This window comes from Streptomyces boninensis, assembly GCF_048572725.1.
GTDB classification, from domain to species: Bacteria; Actinomycetota; Actinomycetes; order Streptomycetales; family Streptomycetaceae; genus Streptomyces; species Streptomyces boninensis.
This window is the reverse complement of the sequence record NZ_CP183837.1, coordinates 5,703,404-5,716,947: the sequence shown is the minus strand read 5'-3', so window position 1 is coordinate 5,716,947 and position 13,544 is coordinate 5,703,404. Positions and strand designations below refer to the sequence as shown.

Annotated in this window: 10 protein-coding genes; 4 read left to right on the top strand and 6 right to left on the bottom strand. The window is 70.4% G+C overall.

Annotated features, from left to right (window positions below):
• Positions 1–23: 23 nt before the first annotated feature.
• A complete protein-coding gene (locus ACNNMR_RS26145) occupies positions 24–1,157 on the bottom strand; it encodes a LolA family protein (protein ID WP_419997116.1) in 1,134 nt (377 codons plus the stop codon).
• 220 nt (positions 1,158–1,377) lie between these two features.
• Positions 1,378–2,388: a polyprenyl synthetase family protein gene (locus ACNNMR_RS26140; RefSeq protein ID WP_419997115.1), complete on the bottom strand. Its 1,011-nt coding sequence runs from the start codon at positions 2,386–2,388 to the stop codon at positions 1,378–1,380.
• Between the two features lie 202 nt (positions 2,389–2,590).
• Between ACNNMR_RS26140 and fahA the strand changes: the two genes are divergently transcribed.
• The 3 genes from fahA to ACNNMR_RS26125 are packed head-to-tail and all read left to right on the top strand — an operon-like array spanning position 2,591 to position 5,017.
• Entirely contained in the window at positions 2,591–3,799 is a 1,209-nt protein-coding gene (gene fahA / locus ACNNMR_RS26135; RefSeq protein WP_419997114.1) for a fumarylacetoacetase, read from the top strand.
• Positions 3,796–4,482 (top strand): GPP34 family phosphoprotein, encoded by a 687-nt coding sequence (locus ACNNMR_RS26130; RefSeq protein ID WP_419997113.1) that lies wholly within the window; start codon positions 3,796–3,798, stop codon positions 4,480–4,482. Before fahA ends, ACNNMR_RS26130 begins: the two co-directional genes overlap by 4 nt.
• 46 nt (positions 4,483–4,528) lie before the next feature.
• Complete coding sequence (locus ACNNMR_RS26125) at positions 4,529–5,017, top strand: hypothetical protein (RefSeq protein WP_419997112.1); 489 nt, start codon at positions 4,529–4,531, stop codon at positions 5,015–5,017.
• A gap of 10 nt (positions 5,018–5,027) precedes the next feature.
• On the opposite strand, the gene ACNNMR_RS26120 is transcribed toward ACNNMR_RS26125, so the two are convergent.
• Entirely contained in the window at positions 5,028–5,987 is a 960-nt protein-coding gene (locus ACNNMR_RS26120; protein WP_419997111.1) for a LysR family transcriptional regulator, read from the bottom strand.
• Between the two features lie 145 nt (positions 5,988–6,132).
• Between ACNNMR_RS26120 and ACNNMR_RS26115 the strand changes: the two genes are divergently transcribed.
• The gene (locus ACNNMR_RS26115) at positions 6,133–8,328 is read left to right on the top strand and encodes a M4 family metallopeptidase (RefSeq protein WP_419997110.1); all 2,196 of its coding nucleotides are present in this window, start codon (positions 6,133–6,135) and stop codon (positions 8,326–8,328) included.
• A gap of 55 nt (positions 8,329–8,383) precedes the next feature.
• On the opposite strand, the gene nuoN is transcribed toward ACNNMR_RS26115, so the two are convergent.
• The 3 genes from nuoN to nuoL are packed head-to-tail and all read right to left on the bottom strand — an operon-like array spanning position 8,384 to position 13,540.
• A complete protein-coding gene (nuoN, locus tag ACNNMR_RS26110) occupies positions 8,384–10,036 on the bottom strand; it encodes an NADH-quinone oxidoreductase subunit NuoN (RefSeq protein WP_419997109.1) in 1,653 nt (550 codons plus the stop codon).
• On the bottom strand, positions 10,033–11,634 hold the full coding sequence (locus ACNNMR_RS26105) for an NADH-quinone oxidoreductase subunit M (RefSeq protein WP_419997108.1): 1,602 nt from the start codon (positions 11,632–11,634) through the stop codon (positions 10,033–10,035). The genes nuoN and ACNNMR_RS26105 overlap by 4 nt, the downstream gene beginning before the upstream one ends.
• A gap of 1 nt (position 11,635) precedes the next feature.
• Positions 11,636–13,540: an NADH-quinone oxidoreductase subunit L gene (nuoL, locus tag ACNNMR_RS26100; protein ID WP_419997107.1), complete on the bottom strand. Its 1,905-nt coding sequence runs from the start codon at positions 13,538–13,540 to the stop codon at positions 11,636–11,638.
• Between the last annotated feature and the right edge of the window lie 4 nt (positions 13,541–13,544).

The window sequence follows — 13,544 nt, the reverse complement described above, 5'->3', positions numbered from 1 at the left end:
CTGCGCGTCAGCGGCTGCTGCCGTCAGTTGTTGGCCGCGTCGACCAGCGCGTCCTTGGTCACGGCGCCGACGTAGATCTTGCCGTCGTCGCCGATCAGGACATTGATCAGGTCGGTGGAGAAGACCCGGCCGCCGTCGACCTTCTCGGTGAAGCTGTCGAGGAGGCTCTGGCCCTCGCCCTCGGCCGACCCGGAGAACTTGTCCCCGGCGTCGATCTTGGCGATCGAGGTCCAGCCGCTGCCCTCGACCTCGACGTTCTTCATCATCCGGTCGAAGTCCTTGCGGTCCTTCTCGCCGGCGCCGCCCTCGTCCTGCTTGCTCAGGTCCTTCTCGGTGACCTTGGCGTCCTTGGGCGGGGTGAAGTCGAACTGCTTGGCGTCGGGCTTGTCGAAGTCCACCTGCGTGAACCCGGCGTCGATCGCCTTCTTGCCGCTGTCCGAGGTCAGCGTGACCTTCAGCGGGGCGCCGTTGTCGGCGTCCACCGCGATCCGGATGTCCTTGACCGTGGACTCGGACTGCTTGGGCGCGACCTTGAGGACGTACGCCTCCTGGCCCGCCACATTCGCGGTGCCGTCGGTGGTGACCGAGGTGGTCTTGTCGGCCTTCTTCAGCGCCTCCTGGGCGAACTCGCGGGGCGTCAGGTCCTGCAGGTCCTTCGGCAGCGCGTGCTCGTCCCCACCCTTCTTCTCGGAGTAGTTGGTGCCGTGGAAGGCCGTGTTCTTCTGGCTGTCGTACGCCCAGACGTCCTTGCCGTTGTGCACCGCCGTGTAGTCGCCCTGGTCGCGGTCCATGGTGACCCGCTGCCGGTTCGGGCCGTCCGCCGCGACCTGCAGCGTCGTATCGCCGGTGAGCATCTCCAGGGCCTGGCCGCCCTCGGTGCCGCCGCCCATGCCGCCGGGCAGCGACGGGAGGCCGAGGTCGGTCTTGATCTTCACGGTGCCGGAGACGGTCTGCGTCTTGGACTCGAGCACCTTGGTGACGAGGTCCTCCGCGGAGATCTTGTCCAGATCCGGGCCGTCCTCGGACTGCGCGAGGGCCGGTACGAGGCCGATGGTCGCGGCGGCGATACCGGCGACGCCGAGCGGCACCACGTACCGCGCCGCTCTGCGGCGGCGTATACCCCCCGGCTGCTCGGGCTCCGGTTGGATCTGTGCCATGTGATCTACCTCCGGGTCTTCACGTGCACGTCACGTCGCGCTCATTCCGCCCCATGGGTGACATTGTCACCCGTTCCGCCTCCCGGGGCTTGTCATCCATCCCACCAAATGGGACAGCGGAAGACGTCACCCCACGGAAGCAATCCGAGCTACGCCCGGGGGATGACCGCGCTACGACTCCAGGGGGCCTCTGCGGGGAGGGCGTATCAGGGTCGGAGCGCTACCCGGCGCGGTGCACCACGGCGTCGCACAGCTCCTCGAGCGCGGCTCGTGCGGAGCACGAAGGGAGGCCGCTCAGCATGGCCCGGGCCTCCTCCGCGTAGCGGACCGTGTCGCGGCGGGACTGTTCCAGCGCCGGGTGGACCCGCAGGCGCGCCAGCGCCTCCGCGTGCCGGACGTCGTCCGTGAGGTCGCCGTCGAGCAGCTCGCACAGCTCGCGGTCCTCACGCGCGCCCCCGCGCTCCGCCGCCGCCCTGACATGCAGAACCGGCAGCGTCGGGATACCCTCCCGCAGATCAGTCCCCGGGGTCTTCCCCGACTCGTGCTCATCGCTGGCGATATCCAGGATGTCGTCGGCGAGCTGGAAAGCGATGCCGATCCGCTCCCCGTACTGCGTCAGCACATCGACCGTACGCTCGTCCGCCCCCGACATCAGCGCCCCGAAGCGCCCGGACACGGCGATCAGCGACCCCGTCTTGCCCGCCAGCACCTCGAGATAGTGATCGATCGGATCCCGCCCGCCGAGCGGCCCCGCGGTCTCCAGGATCTGCCCCGTCACCAGCCGCTCGAACGCCTGCGCCTGGATCCGGACCATCTCGGGCCCGAGATCGGCGAGCAGATTCGACGCCCGCGAGAAGAGGAAGTCGCCCGTCAGCACGGCCACCGAGTTGTCCCAGCGGGTGTTGGCACTCGCCACACCGCGCCGCACCACGGCCTCGTCCATGACGTCATCGTGGTACAGCGTCGCAAGGTGCGTGAGCTCGACGACCACCGCCGCCGGGACGACACCCGGCGCATGCGGGTCGCCGAACTGCGACGACAGCATCACCAGCAGCGGGCGGAACCTTTTCCCACCGGCCCTGACCAGGTGCTGCGCGGCCTCGGTGATGAACGGCACGTCGCTCTTCGTGGCCTCGAGCAGGCCCTCCTCGACAGCCGCCAACCCGGCCTGGACATCGGTCTCCAGGCCCTGATCCCGCACGCTGAGCCCGAAGGGCGCGACCACGGTCACGAGGGCTCCTCCCGTCTGCGATCGCTGTACGCGGTGGATTGTCGATGTGTCGGCAGGTGCAGCACCTGACAACCTTGCACCACGCTCGAAGCGTAGCCGGTAACGTAACGATCACATCGTGCAGGGGAGGGTCCAGGCCAGCGTCCGGATACCGGGATTAGCCCCTTTACCCAGCGGGCAGTCGCGCGCCTAAGGTATGGCCATGCCTGACCAGAGCGCATTCGAGCCGCCGGCCGATCACCCCTTCGGCCCGAGCAACCTCCCGTACGGCGTCTTCTCCACCGCCGCCGACGCCACCCGGCGGGTCGGCGTCCGGTACGGCGACCACGTACTTGACGCGGGCGCGGCCGCCGCCGCCCTCGGCTCGCCGCACGCCGGCCTGCTGGCACAGCCGGTCCTCAACCCGCTGATGGCCGCGGGCCGCCCGGCCTGGGACGCGGTGCGGGCCGAGCTCACCGCCTGGCTGACCGAGCCGGCGCACCGCGAGGCCGTCGCGCCGCTGCTCACGCCCGTATCCGAGGTTCGGCTGCACCTGCCCTTCGAGGTCGCCGACTATGTCGACTTCTACGCGAGCGAGCACCACGCGAGCAACGTCGGCCGCATCTTCCGCCCGGACGCCCCCGAGCCGCTCACGCCCAACTGGAAGCACCTGCCGATCGGCTACCACGGCCGCTCAGGCACGGTCGTCGTCTCCGGCACCGATGTCGTACGGCCCCGGGGCCAGCGCAAGGCGCCCGCCGACCCGGCGCCGGTCTTCGGCCCCTCGGTGCGCCTCGACTTCGAGGCGGAGGTCGCCTTCGTCGCCGGCGTCCCGGCGCCGATGGGCTCGCCGGTGCCCCTGTCCGACTTCCGGGAGCACGTCTTCGGCCTGACCCTCCTCAACGACTGGTCGGCGCGGGACCTCCAGGCGTGGGAGTACGTGCCGCTGGGCCCGTTCCTCGGCAAGTCCTTCGCGACCTCCGTGTCCCCCTGGGTGACGCCCCTTGCCGCGCTGGAAGCTGCCTGGACACCGGCCCCCGAGCGCACCCACGAGCTGCAGGACTATCTGTCGGACGCGGGCCGCGCGGACGGGCTCGACCTGCGGCTGGAGGTCCGTATCAACGGAGAGGTGGTCTCCCGGCCGCCGTTCTCCGCGATGTACTGGACCGCCGCCCAGCAGCTCGCCCACATGACCGTCAACGGCGCCTCGCTGCGCACCGGCGACCTCTTCGCCTCCGGCACCGTCAGCGGCCCCGAGCCGGACCAGCTCGGCTGCCTGCTGGAGCAGACGGCGGGCAAGGGCCCGTATCTCCAGGACGGCGACGAGGTCGCGATCAGCGCCTGGGCCCCGGGGCCCGACGGCACCCGGATCGGCCTCGGCGAGGTCAGCGGCCGGATCACCCCCGCCCCTGCCCCCTCCCCCGCCGCATGACCGCCGCCCGCCCCGAAGGCCTCACCCTCCCCGAGGAATTGCTGCTGCTCGCGCTGGAGCCGAGCCGCGGCACCACCGTCGGCCCGCGGCGGCAGCTGCGTTACGGGCTGGCCGCCGCCGCGCTCGCCGAGCTGGAGCTGGCGGGGCGGGTCGCCGAGCGGCGCAGCATGCTCAGCGGCAGCCTGGCCGCCGTCGTGGACTCCCGGCCGCTCGGCAACCAGCTGCTTGACGCCGCGCTGTCCTCCCTCACCGCCGACGGCACCCCGGCGCCGCGCTGGGTGCGCCAGGCGGGCCTGGACGTGGAGGACATGAGCTTCACGCTGCTGCAGCGGCGTGGCGCCGTACGGCGCGACATGAGCCGCGCCCTCGGCATCTTCCCCATCACCCGGCACCGCCCCGGCACCACCGACCTGGCCACCCCGGCGCGCGCCCGCTTCCGCGCCGCGCTCGACGACGGCCTGTCCGACCCGCGCGACATCGCCCTCACCGCCATCGCCGCCGCCGCGGGGCTCGACGCCTACCTGCGCCCGGGCGGCCCGCTCAGCCGCGAGCGCCGCGACATGGGCCGGCTGGCCCGCGAGACGTGGTACGCGGACGCGGTCGTCCGCGCCGTGAAGCAGGACAAACGGTCGTATTCCGGGGGCGGTTGGGGCTCGCAGCCGGTGTCGGGGGACGCAGACTGACTGCTAGGGTCGCCAGGCTCAAGCAACCTACTGAGGGGGAAAGTACGTGCGTACGTCAGCACGGATTGCCGGGGTCGCGGCGGCCGCGGTCGCGGCACTGCTGCTCGGCGGCTGCAGCAGCGGCAGCGACGACGGCGGCGACGACAAGGCCAAGGACACGCCGAAGGCCGAGGAGACCAAGGCGCCCGACGGCGGCGGCGCCGAGAAGGTCGGCGCGGACCAGCTGGAGGGAGGCTGGACCACCGACGCCAACCATGCCGACGACGGCCTGCGGATCCTCGCGGTCGACAAGGGCACAGCGATGCTCACCGGCAAGTCCACCTGCACCGGCAAGGTGTCGGACGCCGGCCTCGCCCTGAAGTGCAACGACGGCAACAAGGACTTCACCACCGGGCAGGTGCAGTCGCTGGAGGGCAAGACCCTGGTGATCAAGTGGGCCTCCGGCAAGGAGGACACCTTCACCAAGACGCCGAACGAGATGCCGACGGACATGGGCGACCTCCCCGACGACCCGGGTGACCTGCCCACGGGCTGACCCGAAGGCGCTAGTCCAGCACCGGATGCGCCTCCCGGTGCGCGTCCCACCAGGCGCGGTGGTGCGGGTTGTTGTCGACACCCTTGAGATACGCCCGCGCCGCCGCCCCGTACAACTGCCGCGCCAGCTGCGCCGACACCGCCGAGCGGCGCCACGCCAGCCTTATCCGGCCGGTGACCGGGGCCCCGGCCAGCGGCCTGACCACGGTGCCGGGGGCGGGCGGGGCCGTCGGCTGGGTGAGGGCGACCGCGCGGCCCGCGGCGACCAGGCCCAGGTAGAGGGTGCGGTCCCCGATCCGGTAGCGCAGTGAGGGCGTGAAGCCCGCCTCCCGGCAGGCGTCGGCGAAGGCCTCGCGGCCGCCGTCGTCGTCCTCGACCATCGTCATCCACTGCTCGCCCGCCAGGTCCGCCAGCTCGACGGCGGGCCGCCCGGCCAGCGGGTGGTCCGCCGCCAGCCGTACGCAGAAGGGCTCGCGGGCGACGAGGGTGCGGGCGGCGGTGCCCGCGGGGAGCGGGGCCTCGTAGTCGTTGACCTCGCCGTAGACGATCGCGTCGTAGTGGCCCGCGCCCAGCATCCGGGTCAGGGCCGTCACCGAGTCCTCCAGGTCCACCGCGAACTCCCGCCCGTCCAGAGCGAGGTCGAGCTGGTCGAAGAGGTGGTCGAGCAGGCACAGGAAGATGCTGCCGAGCCGCAGCGGCCGGTCCCCCACCGTGGCCCGCGCCCCCGCGGCGAGGGCGTCCATCTCGCCCAGCACCCGGCGCGCCTTGTCGAGTACGAACTGGCCCAGCGGCGTGGGCTCCACGCCGCGCCTGCCGCGGACGAACAGCTCGCCGCCCGCGACCCGTTCGATGCGGCGCAACTGCGCCGACAGCGCGGGCTGCGACACCCCCAGGAGGGCCGCAGCGCGCATCAGACTTCCCGCCTCCGCGATCCGGCAGACCGCTTGCAGGTGCCTCAACTCCAGCTGCATTGCAGCAGAGTACGAAGGTGCCTCGATGGTCGCCATAACTCGGGTCTTATGGCATCTGAGATGGCCGAAACCGTCATGTCCACATCCATACTCCGATTCGCACCTGCCCGACTTCCCCACCGGAACACCGCGATCGGAGCAGACGGTGAAACCAAACAGATTCATGGCGAGCCTGGGCGCATTCACCCTGGCGGCAGGCCTCGCCGGCGCGCTGGGCACCGCCACCGCGGATGCCAAGGAACCGCCGCCCGGGCCACCCACGGGCAAGGCGGCCGCCGTGGCGGCGTCCGACCGGGCCGCCTTCAGCGGGCTCGACGGACTGCGGCACGGACCGGACGAGGACCTCGTCCGCACGTCGTCGCTGCCCTGGGCCAACGGCCTGTACTTCAGCTCGTACGAGACGACCTACCGCGGCCTGCCGGTCGAGGGCGCCGACGCGGTCGTGGTCGCGGACGGCAAGGGCCGGGTCCGGGATGTCGCCGCGGCCAAGGCCCCGTTCATCGACGTCTCCACGAAGGCGAAGATCGCCGCGGCGGCCGCGGAGCGCACCGCCCGCGGGCAGCTGGACAAGGTGGAGAAGGCCACCACGCCCAAGCTCACCGTCCTCGTCAAAGATGGCAAGACCGACCTGCTGACCTGGCGTACGACCGTCACCGGCAGCACCAAGGCCGGGAACCCGAGCGTGCTGGAGACCTACGTCGACGCCAGGACCGGCAAGGTCGCCGAGGCGCGCCAGAAGGTCAAGGAAGCCACCGGCCACGGCCACCACAACGGCAACGTCTCCATCGACACCAGCGGCTCCGGCTCCTCGTACAGCATGACCGACCCGACCCGCACCGGACTGCGGTGCGGCGGCCAGAACGGCTCCGCCTACACCGACGCCGACAACGTGTGGGGCAACGGCGCCGGCACCGACCTCGTGACCGGCTGCGTGGACGTGATGTACGCGGCCCAGCGCGAGTTCGACATGCTGAACCAGTGGCTGGGGCGCAACGGCCAGGACGGGCAGGGCGGCATGGTCCCGGCCCGGGTCGGGCTGAACGACGTCAACGCCTACTACGACGGCACCAAGACCAACTACGGCCGCAACCAGGCGAATACGAAGCTGGCCACGCCGATCGACGTGGTGGCGCACGAGTACGGCCACAACATCTTCGACCGCACCCCGGGCAGCGCCGGCTCCGGCTGGGAGAACGGCGGGCTCAACGAGTCCACCGGCGACATCTTCGGCGCCCTCACCGAGGCGTTCGCCAACAACCCCAACGACGTCCCCGACTACCTCGTCGGCGAGATGGTCAACCTGGTCGGCCAGGGCCCGATCCGCAACATGTACAACCCCTCGGCGCTCGGCGACCCCAACTGCTACCCGCAGCTGGGCTCCGGCACCGAGGTGCACGCCGCCGCAGGCCCGCAGAACCACTGGTTCTATCTGCTGGCCGAGGGCTCGAACCCCGGCGGCGGCAAGCCCAACAGCCCGATCTGCAGCGGCGGCCCCTCGTCGGTGACCGGCATCGGCATCCAGAAGGCCGGGAAGATCTTCATGGGCGGGCTGATGATGAAGACCTCGTCCTGGAACCACGCGGCCGCGCGCAGGGCCACCGTGTCGGTGGCGAAGAACACGTACGGCGCCGCCGAGTGCAACACGGTCAAGGCCGCCTGGAGCGCCATCGGCCTCCCCGCCCAGTCCGGCGAGGTCGACTGCGGCGGCACCACCCAGCCCGACTTCTCGATGTCGCTGAACCCGACCTCGGGCACCGTCCAGCCCGGCAACTCGGCGACGTCGACGGTCGGCACCACGACGACGCACGGCGCCGCGCAGACGGTGGCGCTGTCCGCGACCGGGCAGCCGAGCGGCGTGACGGTGTCGTTCTCACCGGCGTCGGTGACGTCGGGGGCCTCGTCCACCATGACGGTGGCGGTCGCCGCGAGTGCGGCCAACGGCACGTATCCGATCACGGTCAAGGGCACCGGCACGACGGCCTCGCACACCGTCACGTACAACCTGACGGTGGGCACCGGCGGACCGACCGGCTGCAGCAGCTCCGAGACTACGTACCAGGGCACCCTCGCCGACGGCCAGTCCGAGGTGCAGCCCAACGGCTCGTACTACTACTCCGGCACCTCGGGACGGCACATCGGCTGCCTGCGCGGGCCTGCCGGCACCGACTTCGACCTGTATCTGCAGAAGTGGAACGGATTCGGCTGGGCGACGGTGAAGCAGTCGACGAGCCCTGACGAGAACGAGGACACCGACTACAGCGGCACCGCCGGCTACTACCGCTACATCGTCGAGTCCTACGACGGCTCCGGCGCCTACACGCTGGGGGTGACCAACCCGTAGAAACGCGACGGCGCCCGCACCCGGCCGAGCCGGGTGCGGGCGCCGTCCTTTCCGGTCAGCGCACGAAGACGCCCGCGTCCCCCGCCAGATCGAGGAAGTACTGCGGCGCAAGCCCCAGCACCAGCGTCACCGCCACGCCCACCGCGATCGCCGTCGTCGTCAGCGCGCTGGGGACGGCCACCGACGGGCCCTCCGGCTTCGGGTCGCTGAAGAACATCAGGACGATCACGCGGACGTAGAAGAACGCCGCGATGGCCGACGAGATCACGCCGATGACGACCAGCGGCGTCGCCCCGCCCTCCGCCGCCGCCTTGAAGACGGCGAACTTGCCGGCGAAGCCGGAGGTCAGCGGAATGCCGGCGAAGGCCAGCAGGAACACCGCGAAGACCGCCGCGACCAGCGGCGAACGCCGGCCGAGCCCCGCCCACTTGGACAGGTGCGTGGCCTCGCCGCCCGCGTCGCGGACGAGCGTGACCACCGCGAAGGCGCCCAGGGTGACGAAGGAGTACGCCGCCAGGTAGAAGAGCACCGACGAGATGCCGTCCGGCGTCGCGGCCGTCACACCCGCGAGGATGAAGCCCGCGTGCGCGACGGACGAGTAGGCGAGGAGCCGCTTCACGTCTGTCTGGGTCACGGCCAGGATCGCGCCGATCACCATCGTGGCGATCGCCACGCCCCACATCACCGGCCGCCAGTCCCAGCGCAGGCCCGGCAGGACCACGTACAGCAGGCGGAGCAGCGCGCCGAAGGCCGCGACCTTCGTGGCCGCCGCCATGAAGCCCGTGACCGGGGTCGGGGCGCCCTGGTAGACGTCCGGGGTCCACATGTGGAACGGGACGGCGCCGACCTTGAACAGCAGGCCCATCAGGAGCATCGCGCCGCCGATGAGCAGCAGCGCGTCATTGCCCATGGTCTGGGCGAGCGCCGGGTCGGACGCCTGCCGGGTGCCCTCGACGACCTCGGCGATCCCGGCGTACGAGACGGTGCCCGCGTAGCCGTACAGGAGCGCGACGCCGAAGAGGAAGAAGGCCGAGGAGAAGGCTCCCAGGAGGAAGTACTTCACGGCCGCTTCCTGCGACATGAGCCGCTTGCGGCGGGCCAGGGCGCAGAGGACGTACAGCGGGAGGGAGAAGACCTCCAGGGCGATGAAGAGGGTCAGCAGGTCGTTCGCCGCGGGGAAGATCAGCATGCCGCCGACGGCGAAGGCGAGGAGGGGGAAGACCTCCGTGGTGGTGAAGCCCGCCTTGACCGCGGCCTGTTCGGCCGGGCCGCCGGGGACCGCCGAGCCCTGCGCGGAGAAGGAGTCGACGTGCTTGCCGTGCTCCTGCGGGTCGAGCCGGCGCTCGGCGAAGGTGAAGACGGCGACGATCCCGACCAGCAGGATGGTGCCCTGCAGGAACAGCGCCGGGCCGTCGACCGCGATGGCGCCCATCGCGGCGACCTGCGCCTCCTCCTTCGCGTGCCCGCTCGACGCCAGGGCGATCACCGCGGCGAAGGCGGCGGCGAAGCCGAGGAGGGCGATGCCGATCTGCACGGCATAGCGGGACTTGCGCGGCACGAAGGCCTCGGCCAGCACGCCGATGATGGCCGCGCCGATCACGATGAGCGTCGGGGCGAGCTGGGCGTACTCGATGTGCGGGGCGTCGATCTTCCCCGCCGGTTCGGCCGCCGTCGTCCACAGGCTGTGGACAGTGGACACGGTGCTCACTTGTCGCCTCCGATTGCGTCGTGCTCAGGCTTCGGATCCTTCTTGCCCACATCGGAGAGGGTGTGGCCGACCGCCGGGTTGACGATCTCCGTGAGCGGCTTCGGATAGACGCCGAGACCGATGAGCAGGGCAATGAGGGGTGCGACCACCAGAACCTCGCGCAGCCGGAGGTCCGGCAGCTTGTCGAGGCCCGCCTTGACCGGTCCGGTCATCGTCCGCTGGTACAGGACGAGTACGTACAGGGCGGCCAGCACGATGCCGGTCGTGGCGATGATGCCGACCACCGGATAGCGGCTGAACGTGCCCACCAGGACCAGGAATTCGCTGACGAACGGGGCAAGACCCGGCAGCGACAGGGTGGCCAGACCGCCGATCAGGAAGGTCCCTGCCAGCACCGGCGCGACCTTCTGCACGCCCCCGTAATCCGCGATCAGGCGCGAGCCGCGGCGGGAGATGAGGAAGCCGATCACCAGCATCAGCGCGGCGGTGGAGATGCCGTGGTTGACCATGTAGAGCGTGGCGCCCGACTGGCCCTGCGAGGTCATCGCGAAGATGCCCATGACGATGAAGCCGAAGTGGGAGATCGACGCGAAGGCGATCAGCCGCTTGATGTCCCGCTGGCCGACGGCGAGCAGCGCCCCGTACACGATGCTGATCAGCGCCAGCACCATGATGGTCGGGGTCGCCCAGGCGCTGGCCTCCGGGAAGAGGCCGAGGCAGAAGCGGAGCATCGCGAAGGTGCCGACCTTGTCGACCACGGCGGTGATGAGCACCGCGATCGGGGCGGTGGACTCGCCCATGGCGTTGGGCAGCCAGGTGTGCAGCGGCCACAGCGGCGCCTTCACGGCAAATGCAAAGAAGAAGCCGAGGAAGAGCCAGCGCTCGGTGGCGGTGCCCATCTCCAGGTCGCCGTTGGCGCGGGCCTGGAGGATCTCCTGGAGGGAGAAGGTGCCCGAGCCGAGCTGGTCGCTGGTGACCGCGTACAGGCCGATGACCGCGGCCAGCATGATGAGGCCGCCGGCGAGGTTGTAGAGCAGGAACTTCACGGCCGCGTACGAGCGCTGCCGGCCTGCCTCCTCTTCGCCGTGCTCGTGGGCCCGGTCGCCGAAGCCGCCGATGAGGAAGTACATCGGGATGAGCATGGCTTCGAAGAAGATGTAGAAGAGGAAGACGTCGGTGGCCAGGAAGCTGATGATCACCATCGCTTCGACCAGCAGGATCAGGGCGAAGAAGCCCTGTGTCGGCCGCCACCGGGACGTGGTCTTCGCGGCGAGAGGGTCGGCGTCGTGCCAGCCCGCCGCGATGATGAACGGGATCAGCAGCGCGGTCAGGCCGACCAGGGCCACAGCGATGCCGTCGACCCCGAGCTCGTACCGGACCCCGAAGTCCTTGATCCAGGCGTGCGATTCGGTGAGCTGATAGCGGGCGCCGTCCGGGTCGAAGCGGAGGACGACGATGGCCGCGAGGACCAGCGTGCCCGCGGACACCAGCAGCGCCAGCCACTTGGCGACCGTCCGCTTCTCGGCGGGTACGGCCGCCGTGGCCACCGCGCCGAGGGCGGGCAGCGCGGCGGTGGCCGTCAGGAGTGGAAAGGACATTTCAGACCGCCCTCATGAACAAGGTGGCGGCGATCAATACCGCGACACCGCCGAACATCGAGACCGCATAGGAGCGGACGAAGCCGTTCTGCACCTTCCGCATCCGCCCGGAGAGGCCTCCGACGGTGGCGGCGGTGCCGTTGACCACGCCGTCCACCACCTTGTGGTCGAGGTAGACCAGGCTGCGGGTGAGGTGCTCGCCGCCGCGGACGAGGACGACGTGGTTGACGTCGTCCTGGAGCAGGTCGCGGCGGGCGGCCCAGGTGAGCACATTGCCGCGCGGGGCGACGGCGGGGACCGGGCGGCGGCCGTACTTGACGTACGCGATGCCGACGCCGATGACCATCGCGGCGACCGTGAAGCCGGTGATCAGCCCGACGCTCAGGCCGTCCGGCAGATGCCCGTGCTCATGGCCGGTGACCGGCTCCAGCCAGCCGACGAAGCGGTCGCCCAGGTTGAAGATGAAGCCGGCGCCTACGGACCCGAAGGCCAGCAGGATCATCGGGATCGTCATGGACTTGGGGGACTCGTGCGGATGTGGCATCTCACCCGACTCGGGGTCCGGCTCCCAGCGCTTCTCGCCGAAGAAGGTCATCAGCATCATGCGCGTCATGTAGAAGGCCGTGAGCGCCGCGCCCAGCAGCGTGGCTCCGCCGATGATCCAGCCTTCCGTGCCGCCCTTGGCGAAGGCGGCCTCGATGATGTGGTCCTTCGAGTAGAAGCCGGACAGGAACGGGAAGCCGATGATGGCCAGATAGCCGAGCCCGAAGGTCACGAAGGTGATCGGCATGTACTTGCGGAGACCGCCGTAACGCCGCATGTCGACCTCGTCGTTCATGCCGTGCATGACCGATCCGGCGCCGAGGAACAGCCCGGCCTTGAAGAAGCCGTGGGTGACCAGGTGCATGATCGCGAAGACGTAGCCGATGGGGCCGAGCCCGGCGGCCAGCACCATGTAGCCGATCTGCGACATCGTCGAGCCGGCGAGGCCCTTCTTGATGTCGTCCTTCGCGCAACCGACGATCGCACCGAAGAGGAGCGTGACGGCGCCGACCACGATCACCGCGGTCTGCGCGTCCGGTGCCCCGTTGAAGATCGCGCCGGACCGGACGATCAGGTAGACACCCGCCGTCACCATCGTCGCCGCGTGGATCAGGGCCGAGACCGGGGTCGGGCCCTCCATCGCGTCGCCGAGCCACGACTGCAGCGGCACCTGGGCGGACTTGCCGCAGGCCGCGAGCAGCAGCATCAGGCCGATGGCCGTCAGCTTGCCCTCGCCGGTCTCTGCGGCGCTGTCCAGCACCGGGCCGAAGGCGAAGGTGCCGAAGGTGGTGAACATCAGCATGATCGCGATCGACAGGCCGAAGTCGCCGACGCGGTTGACGATGAACGCCTTCTTCGCCGCCGTCGCCGCGCTCGGCTTGTGCTGCCAGAAGCCGATCAGCAGGTACGAGGCGAGGCCGACGCCCTCCCAGCCGACGTACAGCAGCAGGTAGTTGTCGGCGAGGACCAGCAGCAGCATGGCCGCGAGGAACAGGTTCAGATAGCCGAAGAAGCGGCGGCGGCGCTCGTCGTGCTCCATGTACCCGACCGAGTACAGGTGGATGAGCGAGCCGACGCCGGTGATCAGCAGCACAAACGTCATCGACAGCTGATCGAGCTGGAAGGCGACGTCCGCCTGGAAGCCTTCGACCGGCACCCAGCTGAACAGGTGGCTGTGCAGCGCCCGGTGCTCGCCCTCCTTGCCGAGCATGTCGGCGAAGAGCACGAGCCCGAGGGCGAATGAGAGGAAGGCGAGACCGGTGCCGAGCCAGTGGCCCGTACGGTCAAGCCGGCGCCCGCCGCAGAGCAGCACCGCCGCGCCCAGCAGCGGCGCCGCGACGAGCAATCCGATGAGTGACTCCACTGGT